This window comes from Bradyrhizobium sp. DOA1 (assembly GCF_001593325.1).
Taxonomy (GTDB): Bacteria; Pseudomonadota; Alphaproteobacteria; order Rhizobiales; family Xanthobacteraceae; genus Bradyrhizobium.
This window is the reverse complement of sequence record NZ_JXJM01000001.1, coordinates 2,837,698-2,859,637: the sequence shown is the minus strand read 5'-3', so window position 1 is coordinate 2,859,637 and position 21,940 is coordinate 2,837,698. Positions and strand designations below refer to the sequence as shown.

The following is a 21,940-nucleotide window of genomic DNA, read 5'->3' as shown; positions in this document are numbered from 1 at the left end:
CAAGATGGCGCCGTTTTTGTTTGCGGACGGATGCTCGTCTTGCTGCCGCGCACAACAACAAGTCGGCGCACTCGACGGGTAATCGCTTGACAGTCCAAATGCTCCGCGCGCAAATTCTTACACTAAGTAAGAATGACGACAGGGATGGAAATGCCGGAGCAGCCGAGAAGTCGGCGGCAGACGCGCGCTGCCATTTTGACTCATTTGCTCCAGTCCGGCGGCTCGTTCCGGCCGCCGCTGGCAAAGGCCGTGCGCCTGTCCGAGGCGAGCCTGTCGCGCATCCTGTTCGACCTGAAAGCTGAAGGGCTGATCGAGGAAGTGCGGCGCCCTGCCCCTTACGTCGGCGGCCCGACGGGCCTCGTGTCGCTCGATAGTACGGTGGCGCTCGCAGCCCTCGAGCTGACGGCGCAATGGCTCAGTGTCGGCGTCGGCAATTTCTCGGGCGAACTGCACTACACCGAGCGACTGCCGTTGCCGAAGACGCCGACCGTCGAGACCGTGGGCCGCGCGTTCCGCGAGGCGATGACGTTGCTGCGCGACTGGACACGCCGCCGCCGCATCACGCTCGCACAGATCGGCGTCTCCATCCCGGGCCTTGGCCGGTTGACGGCAGCAGGCAATCCGATCATTCCCTGCGACGTCGCCCGCATCGGCGGCATGATCGGCGAGATGTTTGCCGGCGTGCCGCTGGAATTCACCAATTCGGTCGTGGCGCACGCGACCTTCCATCGCTGCCGCACGCAGAACTATCCATTCAGCGGCACGCATCTGTTCGTCTTCGTCAGCCATGGCGTTGCCGGCGCCTGGATGGATGATCCGACCGAGGCCGATGCCCTCCAACCGGTGGAATTGGGCCACATGGTCTTTGGACCGGAGGGACCGCGCTGCCGCTGCGGTCATGATGGCTGCGTCGAGGCCTACACCTCGCTCCCCGCCTTGGCCGAGCTTCTCGACATCTCGGAAGCAGAGCTGCTTCAGCTCGGCAGCGAATGGGTGCACGCGGTCCCGCTGTCCATGCGCACGCGCCAGGAGTTGCGGCGGCGGCTTTTCCGACTCGGCCTTGCGATCGGCAACACGCTGAACGTGAAGCCATGCGGTGGCGTCGCCATCAGCGGCTGGCCATCGCTTCTCGCCGACGACGATCGCAACGCCGTGATCGAGGGGATCGACGCCTGCCTCCTGGGGGGCCGGACATTGGCGCAAGTCTCCATCGACTTCGTGCCGCCCTCGACCGGGAACGATCCGCAGGCAGCGCTTGCCTTCGCCGCGTTTTGCCTCGCCAGCCGCGGCGGCATGCCCGCCAGCTCGACGGAGGCCGCCTGACATGTCCTGAGCCGTGCGGCATCAACGCGCCGCGTCAAGAACACGCAAGAACTTCACACCGGGAGGAACTGCCATGCCGATTACGACAACAAGGCGCCGTCTGCTCGCTGGATCCGTTGCCACGCTCGCGCTGCCGGCCTTTGCCCGTGCGCAAGGCGCGGCCAAGCCGCGCCTGACGGCGATCTCGCAATGGTCGGCCGGCAGCGACGGGGCGGCCATCACGGCGCTCGGCAAGAAGTTCGAGGAGAAGGGCGGTGTCTGGCAGCACTCGCCCGTCCCCGGCTTCACCACCGAGATGATGAACAAGCTGCGCGCGCAGATCATGGCCGGCGATCCGCCGGCCTGCTCCCAGCTCAAGGGTCCGGAGATTGCAGCCTGGTCGAAGATCGCCCCGACCGTCGATCTCGACGCCGTGGTCGCTGCCGCCGGTTACGAAAAGGTCGTCGCTCCCGATCTTGCAAAATTGCACAAGCCTGCAGGCAAATGGATCGCATTGCCGCTGCAGATCTACAGCACCAACATGCTGTTCCTATCCAAGCGCGCGATGGACAAGGCCAAGGCTGACAAGGTCCCCGTCACCTGGGCAGACTTCAATGATCTCGCCGAGAAGATGAAATCGGGTGGCGTCAACCATCCCATCGCCAACGGCGGTACCCGTCCCGACGACGGGCAAAAATTCGAGGCTGCTCTCGCCGGCATCAGTCCCGCCGCCTATCGCGCCGCCATCATGAACCTTGACGAGAAAGCGTTGAAGGGACCCGAGATCAAAGCCGCCTTCGCACAGGTGCGGAAGATCGCCGACTGGATGGATCCCAACGTCGGCGCGCAACACTTTTCGACCAACCTGAAGCGCTTCGTCGACGGCGACATGGGCATGATGATCATGGGCGGCTGGGCCCAGGGCGTGTTGCGCAATGCCGGTTTCAAGTTTGAGGACTTCGTCATCGCGCCGGGCCCGAGCGACAACAGCAAGCCGGTCTTCCTGCTGAATGCCGATGCCTTCATCTTCTGGCAGCGCAAGGAGCCTGACCTGCAAGCCGGCCAGACCTTGATGGCCCAGCTCGTCATGGATCCGGCGATCCAGACCATGTATTCGCAGATCACGGGATCGATCCCCGTGCGCACCGATGTTGACCTGTCCGGCGAAGGCTGGTCCGAGGGGCAGCGAACGACTGCAAAGGCCCTGAAGGACGCCATTGCCAGCAACCAGGCCGTCCTCAGCATGGCCCACAACATGGCGCAGGAAAACGGCATGACAGCAGCGATGATCGACGTGATCACGGAGTACGTGAAGAACAAGTCGATCAAACCCGAGCAGGCCGCAACACGTCTTGCCGAGGCCGTCGAGGGCGCGCGTTGAGCGATGTTGCCGCCATGAGACCGGGCCGGCCGGCGCTTCCTGAATGGATGCGCCGGCTGCCGGAATATCTGATGATCTGGGTGCCGCTACTGCTGTCCGCCGCGCACCTCATCTCGTTCTCGCTGTGGACGATCTGGATATCGTTCACGCCGTCCACTCTGATTCCGGTCTCGGGCTGGGTGGGCTTGCGCAACTATTCGGCGGTCTTGGCATCGCGGAACTGGCAGATCGCTTTCGACAATCTACTGCTGTTCGGCGGCGCTTTCGTCGTGCTGAGCGCGGCGACCGGCCTGATCCTGGCGATCCTGCTCGATCAGCGTATTCGCGGCGAGAACGTGCTGCGATCGATCTTCCTCTATCCCCTGGCGGTGTCGTTCGTGGTCACCGGCACGGTCTGGAGCTGGCTGCTCAATCCTGGCCTTGGAATCCAGAAGCTGGTCCACGACCTCGGCTGGACCTCCTTTAGGTTCGACTGGCTGATCGACCGCGACATGGCGATCTGGACCATCGTCATCGCCGCGATCTGGCAATCCTCGGGATTTGCGATGGCGCTCTTCCTGGCCGGCCTTCGCTCCGTGGACGCCGACATCATCAAGGCGGCGCAGATCGACGGCGCCGGACCGATCCGGATCTACCGGCGCATCATCCTGCCGTCGCTGTGGCCGATCACCATCACTGTCGCCGTGATCCAGCTGCAATTCGCGATTTCGACGTTCGACCTCGTCCGCGCGCTCACCAACGGTGGGCCGGGAATTGCGACCCAGCTGCCGGCGCTCGTCGTCTATGACCTGATGTTCCAGCGCAGCCTGCTCGGCCGCGGCGCGGCGGCCGCGGTGCTCATGTTGCTCATCCTTCTCGCGGTGCTGCTGCCCTATGCGGCGTGGCGATACATCCAGCGACGGCGGGCCCTCCATGCGTGACCGCAGCTTCGCACCGAGCCGAATCTTGATCTATCTGATCGTCTCGCTGATCGCCGCGGCATGGCTGGCGCCGCTCGTCGTCGTGGTGCTGAATTCGCTGCGCAGCAACGAGGAGATCGCACAGGCCTCGATGATCGGCTGGCCGCAGCAATGGGCCTGGAGCAATTACGCGGTCGCGTGGAGCGGCTTCTGCGTCGCCGAGACCTGCGCCGGCATCCGGCCGTACATGCTGAACTCCGCACTCGTTACCATTCCCGCGACGATCTTCTCGACCCTGCTTGGCGCGATCGCAGGTTACGCCGTGTCGCTCTGGCGTTTTCGCGGCGACAACTGGATCTACGGCATCGTGACCCTCGGCCTGTTCCTGCCCCAGCAGATGCGCCTGCTGCCCTGGACCATCGTGCTGCGCGACGTCGGTCTCATCAACACGCTGACGGGACTCGTTCTGATCCACACCATCCAGGGGCTCTCCTTCACCACGCTGTTCTGCCGCAATTACTATGTCGCCATTCCCCATGAATTGATCAGGGCCGCGCGGATCGACGGCGCGGGGTTCTTCCGCATCTTCTGGCGGATCATCCTGCCGCTCTCGGGTCCGATCCTGATCGTCACGGTGATCTGGCAGTTCACCCATATCTGGAACGAGTTCCTCTATGGCGTGACGTTCACGACGGGCCAGCAGCAACCCGTCACGGCTGCTCTCATCGCGCTATCCGCCGCGGTCGCCGATATCCCGCAGCATGGCGTGCAGAGCGCGGCGGTGATCATCGCAGCGCTCCCCACCCTGCTGATCTATCTCCTTGGCGGAAAATATTTCGTCCGCGGCCTGACTGCCGGGGCCGTGAAATGATGGAGTTGTCATGGCAGCACTGAGCATTCGCGCCCTGTCCAAACGCTACGCCAATCTCGAGGTGCTGAAGGACATCGCGCTCGACATCGAGAGCGGCGAGTTCACCGTGCTGGTCGGCCCGTCCGGCTGCGGCAAGTCCACGCTGCTCAACATCGTCGCCGGGCTCGACCGCCCGAGCGCGGGGACGATCGAGATCGGCGGGCGCGTCGTCAACGATGTCGCGCCGAAAGACCGCGACATCGCCATGGTGTTCCAGTCCTACGCGCTCTATCCCTCGATGACGGTGCGGCAGAACATCACATTCGGCATGGAATGCCGTCACGTGCCGAAGGCCGAGCAGGAGAAGGCGGTCGCGAATGTGGCAAAGCTGCTCCAGATCGAGCCGCTGCTCGGCCGCAAGCCATCGCAATTGTCCGGCGGCCAGCGCCAGCGCGTGGCGATGGGCCGCGCGCTGGTGCGCAATCCCCTGCTGTTCCTGTTCGACGAGCCGCTGTCCAACCTCGATGCCAAGCTGCGCGTCGAGATGCGGATGGAGATCAAGCGATTGCACCAGCGCATCGGCGCCACCATCGTCTATGTCACCCACGACCAGATCGAGGCCATGACGATGGCGACACGGATCGCCGTGATGCATCAGGGCAGCGTGCAACAATTCGCCGATCCCGATACCGTGTACCGCTACCCCGCCAATCTGTTCGTCGCGCGCTTCATGGGTTCGCCCCCGATGAACACCATGCCGGCGCGGCTCGAGACCGAGAACGACGGGCTGGTGGTCGTGATCGGCGCGGGCCGGCCGGACGAGCTTCGTCTGCGCCTGAGCGGATATGACGCCGCTGCGCCCTTTGTCGGGCGCGAGGTGGTGTTCGGGATCCGGCCGGAGTGCATCGCCGAAGGCAGCCGCGTGTTTTCCGGCGATGCGCCTGTGCTCGTCGACGCGCCGGTGGACATGATCGAGCCGACCGGCGCCGAGACGATGGTATCGCTGCGGCTCGGAGGCGAGCCGGCGATGGCGCGCGTGTCACCCGATATCCGCCCCTCGCCCGGTGCGTCCGCCGCCTTCGCGCTCGACACGCGCCGCATCTGCCTGTTCGACCCCGAGACGGAGCGACTGATCGCATGACCAAGACGACCTATTCAGGGCTTTTGGACCGCGTGGTGTTGATCACCGGCGGCGCCAGCGGCATCGGCGCCGCCTTCGTGCGGGCCTTCGCCGCCCAAGGCGCCCGCGTCGCCTTCCTCGACATCGACACCAAGGCGGGCGAAGCGCTGGTGCGGGATGTCGCGGCTGCGGGCGGGACCGCACCGCTGTTCGTGCCCTGCGATCTCCTGGACATCGACGCCTTGCGCACTGCGACGGCAGAGGTCCAGCATTCACTCGGCGATGCCGCCGTTCTCGTCAACAACGCCGCCAACGATCAGCGCCAGGTTCTCTCCGAGGTGACGCCGGCCGAGTTCGACTGGACGATCGGTGTCAATCTCAAGCATGTCTTCTTCGCGGCGCAAGCGGTGGTGCCGCAGATGCAGGCGCGTGGCGGCGGCTCGATCATCAACATGTCGTCGGTCGCCTGGATGCGCGGCGCACCGGCGCTGCCGACCTATGCCGCGGCGAAAGCGGCGATCGTCGGCTTCACCAATTCACTGGCCCGGCTGGTCGGCCCCGACCGCATTCGCGTCAACGCAATCGCGCCGGGCATGGTGATCACCGAGCGCCAACGCCGGCTGTGGTATCCGGACGAACAGGTCATCGCCGAGATTCGCGCGCGGCAGGCCGTTCCCGGTGCGGTGACGCCCGAGGACATCGCCAGCATGGCGCTGTTCCTGGCCTCCGACGAAAGCCAGCGCATCACCAGCCAATGTTTTCGGGTCGATGGCGGACTTGCGTAGTCTCGTAATCTCGTAGGGTGGGCAAAGGCGCGAAGCGCCGTGCCCACCATCTCCCCGCGACCGAGCAAGGACTGGTGGGCACGCTTCGCTTTGCCCAGCCTACAAGTGGGCGCTTACCGCCTGCCCTTGCGCATGGTCGCCAACACAATGTCGGCAGCGAGCACGCTCGGCGATTTGTTGCCCGTGGACATGATCTGATCGAGCCGGGCGAAGGCCTCGACCTGCTGCCGGCGCAGCGGCGAATCCGTCAGCAGCTCGGCGAGCGCGGGCGCCAGCTTCTCGGGCGTGCAGTCCTCCTGCAGATATTCCGGAATGACGTCCTTGCCGATGACGAGATTGGCGAGGATCACCGAGGAGACGCGGATCGCGCGGCGCAGGATGAAGGCCTCGAACGCGCCGACACGGTAAGCCGTCACCATCGGAATGCCCGACAGCGCGAGTTCGAGCGTCACCGTGCCGGACTTTGCCAGCGCCGCGTGGGCAATGCGGAAGGCGGCGCGCTTCTCGTTCTCGCCGATCACGATCTGCGGCTTGACCGGCCAATCCGCAATGCCCTCGCGAATGGTGGCTTCGAGATGCGGCATGGTCGGCAGCATCAAATCGAACGCGCGTTCCTCCGCCTGCAAGCGGCCGAGCGTCGCGCCGAACACGGCGAGGTGATGCCGGATCTCGCTGCGGCGGCTGCCGGGCAGCACCAGCAGCACCGGCGGCGCGCCATCCCGGCGCGCCCGCTCGTCCGTGTTCGGCCGCAGCGAGCCCAATTGCTCGATCAGGGGATGGCCGACATAGCTGCAGGGTGGGCCGCCGAGCTTGCGGTATTCCTCCGGCTCGAACGGCAGCAGGCCGAGCACGTGATCGACATAGCCGAGCATGGTCCGCGCGCGTCCCGGCCGCCATGCCCAGAGCTGCGGCGAGACGTAATCGACGATCGGAATTGCCGGACTGCGCGCCCGCACGCGGCGGGCGACGCGATGGGTGAAATCGGGGCTGTCGATGATGACGAGCGCATCGGGCGCGGCCTCCGTCACGGCGTCGGCCGTCTGGCGGATCAGCCGCAGGATCTTCGGCAATTGCTGCACCACCGCGGCGAAGCCGACGATGGAAAGCTCCTCGATCGGAAACAGCGTCTCGAGCCCCTCGCGTGCCATGGTGCGGCCGCCGACGCCGACAAACTGCACGCCGTCGCCGAGGCGCTGGCGCAGCACCTTCATCAAGGCGCTTCCCAGCCTGTCGCCGGATTCCTCGGTGGCGATCAGGAAGATCTTCCGTTGGGGATCGCGCGACTGCATCACGCCGGCAGGCCGATGACGAAGACATATTTGGCGTCGGCAAGCGCGATCATCGCCTGCGGCTCGGCCGCGATGGTGTTGCCGGCAATGACGGCGATGCCGGCAAGCCCCGCGGCCGCGACGCCCTCGATGGTGCGCGGGCCGATCGTCGGCAGGTCGAAGCGCAGGTCCTGACCGCTCTTGGGTGCCTTCACCAGCACGCCGCGTCCGGTCGCGGCGCGGATGCGGCCTTCCTCGCGCAGTCGCGCCACGCGCGCTAGCAACGCGTCGGTGCCCTCGATATCCTCGACCGCCACCACATGGCCGTCGATCACGACCGCAGCCTGGCCGATGTCGAACGGGCCCAGCGCGGTCAGGACCGCGCGGCCACGCTCGATGTCGGCCTTGGCATTGTCGTTCGGCCAGGCCCGGCTGATGCAGCCCTCGGGCATCAGGAGATCGGGCGCGACATCCTTGATGCCAACCATGCGAAAGCCGTCCTGCTCGAGCAGCCGGCCGACGCCGGAGAGCAGATGGTCGTCGCCGCCGCGAAAGGCGCGGATGACGTTGCCGAGCAGGCGCAGCGTCTTGATGTCGAAGCGGATCTCCGACAGCGAGGGCCGCACCAGCGTGCCGATGAAGATGAGGTCGCGGCAGCCCTCCTCGCGGAACAGCCGCATCGCGCGGCCGAGCTGGCCGACCGAGATCCAGCGGTGACGGAATGGCTCCACTCGCGCAGGATCGCAGGCACCACGCAGCGGAAACAGCACCGGCGTGATGCCGCGAGCGGCGAGCGATTCGGCGACAGCAAACGGCATGGCGCCGCCGCCGGCGACGATGCCGACCGGTGCCGAAACCTCCGAAGCCGCCGATGTCATGCCCGCGGCCATCACAGGATCACTTCGCGATGGCGGGAAGACAGAGCGGGCGCTTGCCCTTGCCGATGAAGTCGAGGATTTCGGCGATCGCGGGGTCCTCGCTTGCGAGCGGCCGCGTCGCCTCCAGCCGCTCGGCGAAGGTGCCGGGGCCAAGGAAGAGCTTTTGGTAGAACGCGCGGACGGTGGCGAGCCGCTGCTTGGTGAATTTGCGCCGCTTCATGCCGATTAGGTTGAGGCTCTCCAGCACGGCATACTGGCCGTTGACCAACCCGTAGGGGATGACGTCGTCTCGCACGCCGCATACGCCACCGACCATGACATAGGGGCCGATACGCGTGAACTGGTGCACCGCGGACAGGCCACCGATGTAGACGGCCTCGCCGATCTCGCAGTGACCGCCGAGCGTTGCCGAGGTCGCGAAGATCACGTTGTCGCCAACCATGCAGTCATGACCGACGTGGCTGTTGTTCATGAAATAGCCGCCGTTGCCGACGCGCGTCAGCCCGCCGCCCTTGATCGTGCCGACGTTCATTGTCGCACCTTCCCGGATGGTGCAGCCGGAGCCGATCTCGAGCCGGGTCGGCTCCCCCTTGTAGCTAAGATCCTGCGGGGCGCCACCGAGCACGACGAACGGCGAGATCACGCAGCCATCGCCGAGCGAGGTGTGGCCGATGACGGTGACTTGCCCGATCAGCCTGCAATTCTCGCCGATCACGACGTTGGGGCCGATGATGCAATAGGGTCCGATCTCGGTGCCCTCGCCGATCACGGCGCCGTCCGCGACCCGTGCGGTGGGATCGATCTTGCTCATCAAGCCAATCTTACTCGTCAAGAAGGTGTGGTTATGTATTGAAGTCGCTCGGTTTTCGGCTGGTTAGCGCGACTATGCCCGATCTGTCCAGTGACGTATCATCTCGCCGTGTTTCAAGTGCCGGATGAGGCGGCCCTCCCGGCTGCTCAACGCGTTCATGCGGAGCTTCAGCTATCGTGGTCAGAGCCCTGGTTCTTCTGCTTGCACAGCTGGCGGCTACGCCGATCGTGTCCGAGACGGTCGAGACCGGCGAACACCGCCTCGTCGATCTCAGGACATTCGAATGCCGGGACATCACCCGCAGCACCGTCCTGCAGCGGGTCTGTTATGATCGCGCGCAGCAGGACCTGATCGTCGCCAGCAACGGCGTCTATGCCCGCTATTGCGGCGTGACGGCCGAGACGATCGATCATCTCCTGGGCGCGCGCTCCATGGGGCGGTTCTTCAACCAGAACATCAAGCGCGAGGCCGCCACGGGCCGCTACGCGTGCCGGATGGGCGAGCCGGTGCAGAGAAGTTAAGGCCGCTCAGTCCGTCAGCATCGCGCCGACATCGGCTTCGGCGACGACCTGGCCGTTGACCTTGGCATCACCGTGAAACCACCACATGGCCTTGCGGCGGCCGAGCGAGCGCATGTGATATTCGATGGTATCGCCCGGCAGCACGGGCTTGCGGAACTTGCACTTGTCGATGGTGAGGAAATAAACCGCGCGCGGCTTCTCGGTGCCCTCGACCGACTTGATGCCGATCACGCCCGCGGTCTGCGCCATCGCCTCGATCATCATGACGCCTGGATAGACGGGCCGCTCGGGGAAGTGCCCCTGGAACGCCGGCTCGTTGAAGGTGACGTTCTTGATGCCAATGCCGCTGTAGTCGGCGCGGATGTTGATCACGCGGTCGATCAAGAGCATCGGAAAGCGATGCGGCAGGGTCTGGAGGATGGCGTTGATGTCCACCAGCTCGAACTTAATAGGTGATTCCGCCGTCATTCCCGTCCCTCGCCCTTCGGATCGGCCTTGCTGTCGCGCACCAGACGCTCCACAGCAATGATCTCCTTGAACCATTGTTTGGTCGGCTTGGCGAAATGCCCGCCCCAGCGTCCGCCCGGGGGGATATCGTCCTTGACGGCGCTCATGGCGGTCACCTGAGCTCCATCGCCGATCTTGAGGTGGTTGTTGATACCAACCTTCGCTCCCAGCGCCACGTTGTCGCCGATGGTCAGGCTGCCCGCGAGGCCGATCTGCGCCGCCAGCAGGCAGTGCCGTCCGATCGTCACATTGTGGCCGATCTGGACCTGATTGTCGATTTTGGTCCCCTCGCCGATCACGGTGTCGCGCAGGGATCCGCGGTCGATCGTGGTGTTGGCGCCGACCTCGACGTCGTTCTGGATCAGCACCCGCCCGGTCTGCGGCACCTTCAGATGTCCCTCGGGACCAAAGAAGATGAAGCCGTAGCCGTCCTGGCCGATCGAGCAGCCCGGATGGATCAGCACATTGTTGCCGATCAGGGCGCATTGGATGGCGGTGCGGGCGCCGACATTGCAGTCCCGGCCGATCTTGACCCCGGGGCCGATCACCGCGCCGACGCCGATCACGGTGCCGCTGCCGATCTCGACGTCCGGACCGATCACCGCCAGGGGATCGACGATCACGCCGTCCTCGAGCCGGGCCGAGGGATCGATGATGGCGGACGGCGCGATGCCGGCATTGCCGACCCAGGATTGCGGCCTGAGCGCGTCTGCGTGCCATTCCCGTGCGATCCTGACGAAGGCACGGAACGGCTGCGCCACGCGCAGCACGGCCACGTGCGCGGGCACCTCGGCCTCGAAGCGCGGGCTCACGAGGCAGGCTCCGGCGCTGGTCGCCCTGAGCTGATCGGCATATTTCAGATTGTCGAAGAACGTCAGATGCATCGGGCCGGCTTCGTCGAGCGAAGCAAGGCCCTTGATGACGTGCTGCCCCCGCGCAGGGTCGACCAGCTGCGCCTTGCTCAGCGCGGCAATGTCGGCCAGCGCTGACGCCGGCGGTTGTGTGAAGAAGGTCGGCTGCGCCATTCCACCCCGTCGCGGTCCGGCTTCGGCATGAAGCGGCCGGGCCGCATCATGCCTCATGTCTTGGATTGGCACGATCCCTTTCGGAAACCGGCTCCGGTGATCCGGATCGTGCCGTGCTGATCGAACTAGAACGTCGTGCCGCCGCCGAACCGGAATTCCTGCGTACGGTCGTACTTGCCCTTGGTGAGCGGCACCGCGTAGTCGAAGCGGAGCGGACCGAACGGCGACTGCCAGATCAGACCGACACCGACCGACGAGCGGATCACCTTGCTGTCGTCATAGACGAGGCCTGTGCACGTTCCAGCGCTCGGCGGGTTGATCGTCGACGGGATACAGCCCGGCGCATTGACCTCATTGGTCGCGAACCAGCTCGTGGGTCCCTTATAGTCGTAGAGGCCGCCGGCATCGGCATACACCGCGCCCTTCAGGCCCACTTCCTTCGGCAGGAACCAGAACGGCATCTGCAATTCGAGCGAAGCGCCCCAGTACTTGGTGCCGCCGAGCGCATCCTGCGTGCCGAAGGGATTCAGGTCGCGCGGACCGATGCCGTTGGGAGCAAAGCCGCGGACGAGGTTCGGGCCCATCTGGAAGTGGTCGAGCATCCGCAGATCATCGTTGATCTTGGTCAAAATGCCGCCCTGGAGACGAACGATGCCGACGATGTCAGACACCAGCGGAGCGTAGTACTTTCCGTCCGCCACGGACTTCAGATAGGAGACGTCGCCGCCGACGCCGGCGAAATCCTGCCGGAAGTCGATGAGCAGACCGTCGGTCGGGTTCTTGTTATTGTCCAGCGTGTTGTAGGTCAGCGTGTAGCCGAGCGCCGAGGTCAGGGTCTTGCCGTTGGCAAGCTCCTTGCGCACCGGCAACGAGGCTTCGCCGTCGCTGTAACAGCCAAGGCCGTTGGTGGACGGATCCAGAGGAATACCGGTAGCAGCCGAGAAAGCCGGGCTGGGGTTGAATGCCGCCGAACCGAGGACGTTGTTACAGTTCGCCAGGTAACTCGGCAGCGAGATTTGCTGCTGGTAGACCGAGTAGCGCAGCTGGAGCGCGAGGTCTTCCCGCAAGGAGAAGCCGAGGCGCGGCGAGAAGCCGAGCGTCTTGGTACCGTAGGAGATGTAGCTGTTGGACAGCTGCTCGCGCTGATAGAGGTCGAGGCCGAGCGCGACGCGGTAATCGAGCAGATACGGCTCGACGAACGACAGCGAGTAGCCGCGCGCGTACTGGCCATAGGTTACCGAGGCCTTGGCGAACAGGCCGCGGCCGAGCAAATTGCGTTCGGAGACCGAAACTTCCGCCAGCGCGCCGTCGGTCGTGGAGTAGCCGCCCGAGATCGAGAAGTCGCCGGTCGATTTCTCTTCCATGTCGACGATCAGGATCACGCGGTCGCTCGACGAGCCGGGCTCGGTCGTGATCTTCACGCTCTTGAAGTAATCGAGGTTCTTCAGGCGCCGTTCGGCACGGTCGACCAGCGCGCGGTTATAGGCGTCGCCCTCGGAGATGTCGAACTCGCGGCGGATCACGTAGTCGCGTGTGCGGGTGTTGCCGCGCAGGTTGATGCGCTCGATATAGGTGCGCGGGCCCTCGTCGATGTTGAACACGACGGAGACGGTGTGCGCCTCGAAATTGCGGTCGCCGCCCGGGCGGACCACGGCGAAGGCATAACCGCGGCGCGACGCCTCGATCTGCATCTCCTCGACCGACTTCTCGACCGATTCGACGTTGTAGAGCGAACCGGCATAGACACGCGAATAGGCCCGCAGCGACGAGGGATCGAAATTCGGAATGCTGGAGCGGAAATCGACCGAACCGACGCGGTATTGCGCGCCTTCCTCGATCTTGAAGGTGACGTTGAAGCCCTTCTTCTCGGGATCGTATTCGGTGAGCGCGGCCACCACCTGGACGTCGGCAAAGCCGTTCTTGAGATAGAAGCGGCGGATCAGGTCGCGGTCGGCCTCGACCCGATCGGGGTCGTAGATGTCGCCGCTGGCGAGGAAGCTCAAGAGGTTGGATTCGCGGGTCTTGATGACGTCGCGCAGGCGATAGGACGAGAACGCGTTGTTGCCGACGAATTCGATCGACTTGACGCCGGTCTTGGCGCCCTCCTCGATCGTGAAGATCAGGTCGACGCGATTGTTCGGCTGCTCGATGACCTCAGGCGTGACGCGCACGTCATAGCGGCCGGACCGGCGATAGATTTCGGCGATTCGCAACGTGTCGGACTGCACCATAGCGCGGGAGAAAGTGCCGCGCGCCTTGGACTGGACTTCCGTCGTGAGTTGCTCGTCCTTGATCTTCTTGTTGCCCTCGAAGGCGACGCGTCCGATCACCGGGTTTTCCACCACGGAGACGATGATCTGGCCGCCGGCGCCGCGATTGATCCTGACGTCCTGGAACAGGCCGGTCTCGATCAGCGCCTTAAGGCCGTCATCGATGGCGGCTTGGTCCAGGCGGCCGCCCGGACCCGGCTTGAAATAGGAGCGGATGGTCTCCACCTCGACACGGCGATTTCCTTCGACGGAAATCGACTGGACGGTCTGAGCGAGCGCAGACGAAGACACAAAAACAGCCCCAACCGGGGCAACCACCGGCGCGCCGAACATGATCAGGGTTGCGAGCAAGCCCCCCCGGAGTCGCAGTCCAAACTTCATCGCGCAACGCGCCCTTATCATGCCGTACCAGACCCAACCCCAACGCCGATCTGGAAGATTCCCCAAGTTCACGCCGCTTGTAGCCAATTTCCCCGACGCCGCAAACGGCCGAGCGCGCCGTAATTTCAATTTCATTCCAAGACGTTGCTGATCAGCAACGCCACAAAAAAGCCCCTATCACGAAGCGGCCATCCGCAAGATGTCGTTGTAGGTCGCAAACACCATCAACATCAGCACCAAACCGAGCCCGATTCGGAACCCCATCTCCTGAGTCCGCTCAGATAGAGGCCGGCCGCGGACCACTTCGGCCGCGTAGAACATCAGGTGGCCGCCATCGAGCAGCGGGATCGGGAACAGGTTCAACAGGCCGATCGACACCGACAGCACGGCGCACAGGTTGATCACGAACTGGAACCCGGCGCTGGCCGCCTGCCCGGACATCTTCGCGATTCCCAGGACGCCGCTGACCTCGTTTGGATTGCCGTGTCCGACGAACAAGGAGCCCAGGAACTTGAAAGTGCTGGTGATGATGAACCAGACCTGCTCGACACCGATCTTCAGCGCCTCGCCAACGCCCACCGGCGCGGTCGAGGCCTCTCCAGCCTGCGACTTGTGCTCGACGCCCAATACGCCGACTCGGTGTCGGTTGCCGAAGGGATCCTTGCGCTCAAGCAGCGCAGGAGTTGCCGTGAGCGATACGATGGCGCCGTCGCGTTTCACCTGGAATGCAAGCGCTGAACCGGCGCTCATTGCAACGATTCGCTGCATGTCGGCGAAGCTCTCGATCGGCTTGCCGTCGATTTGGACGACGACGTCCCCGACCTTGAACCCGGCCGCCGCCGCAGCGCCGTCCGCGACGACGCCGTCGACGCGCGCGATCGTGCTCGGCTTGCCGTAGTACAGCGCCATGGCGGCGAAGATCAGCGCGCCCAGGATGAAATTGGCGATCGGTCCGGCTGCGACGATGGCGGCACGCGGGCCGACCTTCTTGTGGTGGAAGCTGCCGGCGCGCTCCTCGGCCGTCATGGCCGAAAGGGTCTGCGCCGACGGGGTCGAGGCCTCGCTCTCGTCGCCGAAGAACTTGACGTAGCCGCCGAGCGGAATCGCGGAGATCTTCCAGCGGGTGCCATGGCGGTCGTTGAAGCCGACCAGCTCCGGTCCGAAACCGAGCGAAAAGGTTAACACGCGAACGCCTGCCCAGCGCGCGACCAGGAAATGGCCGAGCTCGTGGAAGAACACGACGATGGTCAGGACGAACAGGAAGGGAACCGCGTAACCAAGGAGCCCATGGCTCAACGTATTGAAACTATGGACGAAAAAGTCGATCATCGAAGTCCCTCATCCAGCGCCGCAAGGCCCTGGCCCCAAGCCATCTAGGATGCCTTTAAGGCAATTTGAGGCAATAGGGCGGCAGCTCTATTTCGCGCAACATGGTCAACGGATATTGCATCATCGGCCGAGGTCATCGGGGCCTGGTTCCCGCTGCGGACCCAGTCGTCCAATGTCGCCTCGACCAGGCGCGCGATCGCGCCAAAGCGGATCTTGCCTGCGATGAAGGCGGCGACCGCAACCTCGTTGGCCGCGTTGTAGACGGTGGTCGCGCCCTTCCCGGTCCGGAGCGAATCAAAGGCCAGGCGCAGGCCCGGGAAGCGCTCGAAATCCGGCGCCTCGAAGGTGAGCTGGCCGATCTTGGCGAGGTCGAGCTTGGCCGCCGGTCCCTTGATGCGGTCGGGCCAGCCGAGGCAATGCGCGATCGGCGTCCTCATGTCGGGCGCACCCAGCTGCGCCATCACCGAACGGTCGGAGAACTCGACCATGCCGTGGATGATCGACTGCGGATGCACCAGAACGTCGATCTCGTCGGGCGAGAGCGCGAACAGATAGGACGCCTCGATCACCTCGAGGCCCTTGTTCATCATCGAGGCGGAATCGATCGTGATCTTCTGGCCCATGCTCCAGTTCGGATGCTTCAGGGCCTGCTCGAGCGTCGCCTGCTCGATATCGGCCGGCTTCCAGGTCCGGAACGGGCCGCCCGACGCCGTGATGATGACGCGGACGAGCTCGTCGCGATTGCCGGAAGCCAACGCCTGGAACAGCGCATTGTGCTCGGAATCGGCCGGCAGAATACAGGCGCCCGCCTTGGCCGCGCGCTGCATGAAGAAATCGCCGGCGCAGACCAGGCATTCCTTGTTGGCGAGCGCGACATGCGCGCCGCGATCGACCGCGGCCAGCGCCGGCTTCAGTCCGGCCGCGCCGCTCACGGCCGCCATCACCCAGTCGGCCGGACGCGCACCCGCCTCGATCACCGCGCTTTCGCCGGCGCCGCATTCGGTGCCGGTGCCCGCCAGCGCGGCCTTGAGCTCGCCGAGCTTGGAGCTATCGGCGATCGCGACGAAGCGCGCAGAGAATTCCTTCGCGAGCTTGGCGAGGGCCGCCACGTTGCCGTTCGCCGTCAGCGCCTCGACGCGGTAGCGCTCGGGCGAAGCGCGCAGCAGATCCATCGTGCTGTCGCCGATCGAACCGGTGGCGCCGAGGACCGTGACGCTGCGGACGCTGGTCGCAGCAAGCCTGTTGTTACGCAATGGGACCGCGCTCATATCCTCACCAAACCATAAGACCGCTTCCGGCGCTATGCACACCATGGCGGAGAAAGCCGATAATCCATGCCACCAGGATGGCGGCGACAAAACCGTCAAGGCGATCCATGAGCCCGCCATGGCCGGGAATTAAGTGACTGGAATCCTTGACACCGAAACGCCGCTTCACCGCGGATTCGAACAGATCTCCCAACGCCGACACCACCGACAGGACGGCGCTGACGAGCAGCAGCGGAACCAGCTTTCCGATCCCGCAGGCGGCAAAGCCGGCCGCAACCGCAAGGCTTGCGGCAAAGCCCCCGAATGCGCCCGCCCAGGTCTTCTTCGGGCTCACGCGCGGCCACAGCTTCGGCCCGCCAATGCTGCGCCCGGCGAAATAGCCGCCGATATCGGTCGCCCATACCACCAGCAGCACGAACATCAGCGCGGAGAAGCCGTTGACGAGATCCTTCCGCACCAGGATCGAGGCCAGCAGCGCTGCCGCTGCATAGGCGAAGCCGGTCGCCGCCCAGACGAACTTGCCCCGAGCGATCAACGTCACGACCGCGCCGCCGACGAGGCCGACGATGACGGAGGTCTTGAGCCCGCCGAAGGCGACGGCGGCACCCATCATGGCGATGACGATCGTCCCTGCCCCCGTCAGCGCGGTCGATCCCGCGCCCACCACCATCAGCCATTCCGCGAACAGCCCGATCGAGACGAGGGTGACGAGAAGCGCCCACAGCCAGCCACCGGCGTAAGCGATCGCAATGGTCAGCGGCGCCAGCACCAGTGCTGCGAGGACCCGCATCACCAGATTGCTCGGGGCAGGCTTTCCGCCCGCCGATGCGGCGTCGGGTTCGCTCACGAGGCGGTTTTCGCGACCAGACCGCCGAAACGGCGCTCGCGCCTGGCAAATTCGGCGATCGCGCTTTCCAGCGCCGCCTTGTCGAAATCTGGCCAGTGGATCGGCACGAAGACCAGCTCGCTATAGGCGGCCTGCCACATCAGGAAGTTGGACAGGCGCTGCTCACCGCTGGTGCGGATGATGAGATCGGGGTCGGGAATGTCAGGCGCGTCGAGATAGGTTCCGAGCGTCTCCGCGTCGATCGTGGCAGGATCCCGCCTGCCCTCCGCGACCTCGCGCGCGAGCTTCTGGGCCGCTTTCGCGATCTCCTGCCGCGAGCCGTAGTTGAAGGCGACGACGAGCGTAAGGCGCGTGTTGTCGCGCGTCAGCTCCTCGGCCTCGTTGAGCAGCGCGCAGATGTCACTCTCGAGCCCTTCGCGCTCGCCAATGATGCGGACCTTGACGCCGTCGCGATGCAGACTTGCCAGATCGTTGCGGATGAAGCGCCGGAGCAGGCCGAACAGATCGCCGATCTCGCTCGCCGGCCGCGACCAATTCTCGGAAGAGAACGAGAAGATGGTGAGATAGCGGATGCCGAGCTCGTGCGAGGCGCGCACCACGCGGCGCAGCGCGTCCACGCCGCGGCGATGCCCTTCCGCACGCGGCAGACCGCGCGCGGCCGCCCAACGCCCGTTGCCATCCATGATGATGGCGACATGCGCAGGCGCCTCGGACCGATCGGGTCCTTCCGTTGCGGGCGCGGCGTTGGACATGAAGGCGATGCCTTAAACCGTGAGGATTTCTTTTTCCTTGGCAGCCAGCAGCTGGTCGATCTCGGCGATGGTGCCGTCGGTCGCCTTCTGCACCTCGTCGGCGTGACGCTTCTGGTCGTCCTCCGACATCTCGTGATTCTTCTCGAGCTTCTTGAGCACATCGAGACCGTCGCGGCGCACATGGCGCGCGGCGACCTTGGCGGCTTCGGCGTATTTGTGCGCGACCTTCACCAGCTCCTTGCGCCGCTCCTCGTTGAGCTCGGGAATGCGCAGGCGCAGCACCTGTCCCTCAGTCGCGGGCGACAGGCCGAGATTGGAATCGACGATCGCCTTCTCGACGGCCTTGACCATCGACTTGTCCCAGACCTGCACCGAGATCAGGCGCGGCTCCGGCACGCTGACGGTGGCGAGCTGGTTGAGCGGCATGTGGCTGCCATAGGCATCGACCTGGACCGGATCGAGCATCGAGGCCGAGGCCCGCCCCGTGCGCAGGCCGCCAAGCTCGTGCTTGAGCGACTGGACGGCGCCTTGCATGCGGCGCTTCACTTCGTTGAGGTCGAAACTACCCGTGGCCATCACGTTTCTCCTTCAAAATCCCGGCGATCTCTCCGCGCCCTCCCTTTTTGGAAGGCGACGACGAGACATCAGCCGGCGACAATGGTTCCGTGGCCGGTGCCACGCAGAATCGCACCGATCGACCCCGGCTGCGCGATCGAGAATACGATGATAGGCAGTGATGTCTCGCGGGCAAGCGCGAAGGCGGTCGCATCCATCACCTTGTAGCCGCCCTCGATCGCCTGCGAATGCGTCAGGCGGTCGAAACGAGTGGCGGTCGGGTCCTTCTTGGGGTCGGCCGAGTAAACGCCGTCGACATTGGTCGCCTTCAGCACCGCCTGGGCGCCGATTTCGGCGGCGCGCAGCACCGCGGTCGTGTCGGTGGTGAAGAACGGATTGCCGGTTCCGCCGCCGAGCAGCACGATCCGGCCCTCGGCGAGGTATTTGTGCGCCGCGGCGCGGGTGAACAGCTCGGAGATCTCCGGCATGACGAAGGCCGACAGAGTGCGCGCCGGGGTGCCCTTGCGCTCGATCGCCGCCTCCAGCGCGAGGCAGTTCATCATGGTGGCGAGCATGCCCATGGTGTCACCGGTCGGCCGCGACACGCCCCGGGCGGAAACCTCGACCCCGCGCACGATGTTGCCGCCACCGATCACGACCGCAACCTCGGTGCCGAGCTTGCGGGCGGCGATCAGATCGTCCGCAACCCGGTCGACGGTCGGCTGGTCGATACCAAAGCCCGGCTGTCCCGCGAGATATTCGCCGGACAGCTTGATCACGACGCGACGATAGACCGGATCAGTCATGAGCACCTTCCTTGTCCGGGCGCCGCTTCCGGCGGCGCCGGAAGGAACGTTCCGGCGCTTACTTCTTGCCGCTGGCCGCCGCGACCTCGGCTGCGAAGTCGCTTTCCTGCTTCTCGATTCCCTCGCCGAGAGCATAGCGCACAAAGCCGGCGATCTTCACGGGGCCGCCGACCTTGCCTTCGGCTTCCTTCACCGCCTGCGCCACCGACTTGCCGGTGTCGTGGATGAAGGCCTGCTCGAGCAGGCAGACTTCCTTGTAGTAGGTCTTGAGGCCGGACTCGACGATCTTCTCGATCACGTTCTCGGGCTTGCCCTGCTGGCGGTATTTGTCGGCGAGCACGTCCTTCTCGCGCTTGACCACCGCAGGGTCGAGGCCCGACGGGTCGAGCGCCAGCGGGTTGGCAGCGGCGATATGCATCGCGATCTGACGGCCGAGCGCTGCGAGCTCGTCGGCCTTGCCCGGCGATTCCAGCGCCACGATCACGCCCATCTTGCCGGCGCCGTCGATGACGGCTCCGTGGACGTAGTGCGAGACCACGCCCTGGCTCACCTCGAGCTGGGCAGCGCGGCGCAGCGTCATGTTCTCGCCGATGGTGGCGATCGCGTCATTGATCGCGGTCTCGATCGTGACGTCGCCGACCTTGGCAGCCTTGATCTTCTCGACATCGGCGCCGACGTTGAACGCGACCTGGGCGATCATCTTGACGAGGCCCTGGAACTGGCCGTTGCGCGCCACGAAGTCGGTCTCGGAATTGACCTCGACCACGACGCCCTTGGTGCCCTTGGTCAGCGCACCGATCAGGCCCTCGGCAGCGACGCGGCCAGACTTCTTGGCGGCCTTCGACAGGCCCTTCTTGCGCAGCCAGTCCTGCGCCGCTTCCATGTTGCCGTCGTTTTCGGTGAGCGCGGCCTTGCAGTCCATCATGCCCGCGCCGGTCGACTCGCGCAGATCCTTGACCATCGCAGCTGTGATCGTTGCCATCGTTGAAATCCTTCTTGCCTGCCGGTTCGCCGCGGCGCGGCATCCCATTGCCCCGCCGCGGTCCATCTCAGGAATTCGCGTCAACTGAATGAAATGGTGGCCGGGGCTTAGCCGGCCAACCCATCGCCTTTTTGACTATTCCGCTTCCGCGGTCAGCGCCTTGGCCTTGGCCACCCAGGCGTCCGCGCGGCTCGGCAGACCGACTTCTTCGCCGATCGTGTGCGCGGTGTCGTGGTCGAGCTCGGCGAGCTGCCAGTAGTGGAAGATGCCGAGGTCGTTGAACTTCTTCTCGATCGCACCCGACACGCCCGGGAGCTTCTTGAGGTCGTCGGCGGTGCCGCGCGGACCTGCAAGGCCCTGGAAGCCGCTCGAGGAAGCAGCCGGCAGCTCTTCGGCGAGCGGACGGGTCGAGGCACCGATGTCGACACCCGAATCGCCCTGGGCGCGCGAGATGCCGTCGATCGCAGCGCGCGCGATCAAGTCGCAATAGAGCGCGATCGCACGGCCGGCGTCGTCATTGCCCGGCACCACATAGGTGATGCCCTTGGGGTCCGAATTGGTGTCGACGATCGCGGCGACCGGGATGTTGAGCCGCTGGGCTTCCTGGATCGCGATGTCTTCCTTGTTGGTGTCGATCACGAAGATCAGGTCGGGCAGACCGCCCATGTCCTTGATGCCGCCGAGCGAACGGTCGAGCTTGTCGCGCTCGCGCTGAAGCGTCAGGCGCTCCTTCTTGGTGTAAGAGCTGGCGTCGCCGCCGGAGAGCACGTCATCGAGATGACGCAGGCGCTTGATCGAGGCCGAGATCGTCTTCCAGTTGGTCAGCGTGCCGCCGAGCCAGCGCGAATTGACGAAGTACTGGGCGCAGCGCTTGGCTGCGTCCGCAACGCCGTCCTGAGCCTGGCGCTTGGTGCCGACGAACAGGATGCGGCCGCCCTTGGCGACGGTGTCGCTAACGGCCTGAAGGGCCGTGTGCAGCATCGGCACGGTCTGAGCGAGGTCGACGATGTGGATGTTGTTGCGGGCGCCGAAAATGAACGGAGCCATTTTCGGATTCCAGCGGTGAGACTGGTGACCAAAGTGCACGCCAGCTTCGAGCAGCTGACGCATGGTGAAATCGGGTAGCGCCATCGTTCTAATTCTCCGGTTGGTTCCTCCGGAAACGTGTGAGCAAAACGGAGCGTTCTCGCCCCGGTTGCCACCGGACGGCCTTGTGAGCCATGTTTCCGTGTGAGATGGCGCGCTATATAGCGCCATTTCGGCCAGAAGCAAGGAAATAAGGGGCCCTTCCCGGGCACCCGGAAGCTTTCGTCGCTTGCCGGCGCCCTAGCATTTCTGGCCGGGCGGGCAAACCTTCGGTGGCGGTCCGGCCGGCCGTGGCGGCGGATGATGTGGTGCTGGCG

General features: G+C 65.0%; 21 protein-coding genes. 7 read left to right on the top strand and 14 right to left on the bottom strand.

The features are described from left to right. The first annotated feature begins 144 nt into the window (after nucleotides 1-144). From SE91_RS13580 to SE91_RS13555, 6 genes are all read left to right on the top strand, one after another. The gene (locus SE91_RS13580) at nucleotides 145-1,323 is read left to right on the top strand and encodes an ROK family transcriptional regulator (protein ID WP_197489463.1); all 1,179 of its coding nucleotides are present in this window, start codon (nucleotides 145-147) and stop codon (nucleotides 1,321-1,323) included. Between the two features lie 73 nt (nucleotides 1,324-1,396). Beyond that, entirely contained in the window at nucleotides 1,397-2,683 is a 1,287-nt protein-coding gene (locus SE91_RS13575; RefSeq protein WP_060736181.1) for an ABC transporter substrate-binding protein, read from the top strand. A gap of 14 nt (nucleotides 2,684-2,697) precedes the next feature. Continuing rightward, complete coding sequence (locus tag SE91_RS13570; RefSeq protein WP_061847938.1) at nucleotides 2,698-3,603, top strand: carbohydrate ABC transporter permease; 906 nt, start codon at nucleotides 2,698-2,700, stop codon at nucleotides 3,601-3,603. Then, the gene (locus SE91_RS13565) at nucleotides 3,596-4,453 is read left to right on the top strand and encodes a carbohydrate ABC transporter permease (RefSeq protein WP_061847937.1); all 858 of its coding nucleotides are present in this window, start codon (nucleotides 3,596-3,598) and stop codon (nucleotides 4,451-4,453) included. Before SE91_RS13570 ends, SE91_RS13565 begins: the two co-directional genes overlap by 8 nt. Before the next feature lie 10 nt (nucleotides 4,454-4,463). Then, nucleotides 4,464-5,573 carry an ABC transporter ATP-binding protein gene (locus SE91_RS13560; protein ID WP_061847936.1) on the top strand — a complete coding sequence of 370 codons (1,110 nt, stop codon included), beginning with the start codon at nucleotides 4,464-4,466 and terminating at the stop codon, nucleotides 5,571-5,573. Then, complete coding sequence (locus tag SE91_RS13555) at nucleotides 5,570-6,337, top strand: SDR family NAD(P)-dependent oxidoreductase (RefSeq protein ID WP_061847935.1); 768 nt, start codon at nucleotides 5,570-5,572, stop codon at nucleotides 6,335-6,337. The genes SE91_RS13560 and SE91_RS13555 overlap by 4 nt, the downstream gene beginning before the upstream one ends. A 113-nt stretch (nucleotides 6,338-6,450) precedes the next feature. On the opposite strand, the gene lpxB is transcribed toward SE91_RS13555, so the two are convergent. From lpxB to lpxA, 3 genes are read right to left on the bottom strand one after another with little or no spacing between them, the layout of a single operon-like run. Beyond that, nucleotides 6,451-7,629, bottom strand: coding sequence for a lipid-A-disaccharide synthase (lpxB, locus tag SE91_RS13550; RefSeq protein WP_156489598.1), 1,179 nt, complete (start codon nucleotides 7,627-7,629; stop codon nucleotides 6,451-6,453). Next, nucleotides 7,626-8,483, bottom strand: a complete 858-nt coding sequence (locus SE91_RS13545; RefSeq protein WP_061851116.1) for an LpxI family protein — start codon at nucleotides 8,481-8,483, stop codon at nucleotides 7,626-7,628. The genes lpxB and SE91_RS13545 overlap by 4 nt, the downstream gene beginning before the upstream one ends. 19 nt (nucleotides 8,484-8,502) lie before the next feature. Beyond that, nucleotides 8,503-9,294, bottom strand: a complete 792-nt coding sequence (gene lpxA, locus SE91_RS13540) for an acyl-ACP--UDP-N-acetylglucosamine O-acyltransferase (protein ID WP_061847933.1) — start codon at nucleotides 9,292-9,294, stop codon at nucleotides 8,503-8,505. A gap of 176 nt (nucleotides 9,295-9,470) precedes the next feature. Between lpxA and SE91_RS13535 the strand changes: the two genes are divergently transcribed. Continuing rightward, nucleotides 9,471-9,815 carry a KTSC domain-containing protein gene (locus SE91_RS13535; protein WP_061847932.1) on the top strand — a complete coding sequence of 115 codons (345 nt, stop codon included), beginning with the start codon at nucleotides 9,471-9,473 and terminating at the stop codon, nucleotides 9,813-9,815. Nucleotides 9,816-9,821: 6 nt separating this feature from the next. On the opposite strand, the gene fabZ is transcribed toward SE91_RS13535, so the two are convergent. The 11 genes from fabZ to SE91_RS13480 form a co-directional block, all read right to left on the bottom strand. Then, nucleotides 9,822-10,283, bottom strand: coding sequence for a 3-hydroxyacyl-ACP dehydratase FabZ (gene fabZ, locus SE91_RS13530; RefSeq protein ID WP_008547486.1), 462 nt, complete (start codon nucleotides 10,281-10,283; stop codon nucleotides 9,822-9,824). Further along, complete coding sequence (gene lpxD / locus SE91_RS13525; protein WP_060736185.1) at nucleotides 10,280-11,347, bottom strand: UDP-3-O-(3-hydroxymyristoyl)glucosamine N-acyltransferase; 1,068 nt, start codon at nucleotides 11,345-11,347, stop codon at nucleotides 10,280-10,282. The genes fabZ and lpxD overlap by 4 nt, the downstream gene beginning before the upstream one ends. Before the next feature lie 125 nt (nucleotides 11,348-11,472). After that, nucleotides 11,473-13,998: an outer membrane protein assembly factor BamA gene (gene bamA / locus SE91_RS13520; protein ID WP_061847931.1), complete on the bottom strand. Its 2,526-nt coding sequence runs from the start codon at nucleotides 13,996-13,998 to the stop codon at nucleotides 11,473-11,475. 177 nt (nucleotides 13,999-14,175) lie between these two features. Further along, a complete protein-coding gene (gene rseP, locus SE91_RS13515) occupies nucleotides 14,176-15,327 on the bottom strand; it encodes an RIP metalloprotease RseP (RefSeq protein WP_061847929.1) in 1,152 nt (383 codons plus the stop codon). A 44-nt stretch (nucleotides 15,328-15,371) separates the two neighbouring features. Further along, entirely contained in the window at nucleotides 15,372-16,595 is a 1,224-nt protein-coding gene (gene dxr, locus SE91_RS13510) for a 1-deoxy-D-xylulose-5-phosphate reductoisomerase (protein WP_060736187.1), read from the bottom strand. Between the two features lie 4 nt (nucleotides 16,596-16,599). Next, nucleotides 16,600-17,442, bottom strand: a complete 843-nt coding sequence (locus SE91_RS13505; RefSeq protein ID WP_156489597.1) for a phosphatidate cytidylyltransferase — start codon at nucleotides 17,440-17,442, stop codon at nucleotides 16,600-16,602. Then, nucleotides 17,439-18,194, bottom strand: a complete 756-nt coding sequence (locus SE91_RS13500) for an isoprenyl transferase (protein ID WP_061847927.1) — start codon at nucleotides 18,192-18,194, stop codon at nucleotides 17,439-17,441. The genes SE91_RS13505 and SE91_RS13500 overlap by 4 nt, the downstream gene beginning before the upstream one ends. A gap of 12 nt (nucleotides 18,195-18,206) precedes the next feature. Then, complete coding sequence (gene frr / locus SE91_RS13495) at nucleotides 18,207-18,770, bottom strand: ribosome recycling factor (RefSeq protein WP_008547512.1); 564 nt, start codon at nucleotides 18,768-18,770, stop codon at nucleotides 18,207-18,209. Between the two features lie 68 nt (nucleotides 18,771-18,838). Then, nucleotides 18,839-19,555 (bottom strand): UMP kinase, encoded by a 717-nt coding sequence (pyrH, locus tag SE91_RS13490; RefSeq protein WP_061851114.1) that lies wholly within the window; start codon nucleotides 19,553-19,555, stop codon nucleotides 18,839-18,841. Nucleotides 19,556-19,613: 58 nt separating this feature from the next. Then, nucleotides 19,614-20,537, bottom strand: a complete 924-nt coding sequence (gene tsf / locus SE91_RS13485) for a translation elongation factor Ts (protein ID WP_061847925.1) — start codon at nucleotides 20,535-20,537, stop codon at nucleotides 19,614-19,616. A 135-nt stretch (nucleotides 20,538-20,672) separates the two neighbouring features. Continuing rightward, nucleotides 20,673-21,668, bottom strand: a complete 996-nt coding sequence (locus SE91_RS13480) for a 30S ribosomal protein S2 (protein WP_008547522.1) — start codon at nucleotides 21,666-21,668, stop codon at nucleotides 20,673-20,675. Nucleotides 21,669-21,940: the final 272 nt, after the last annotated feature.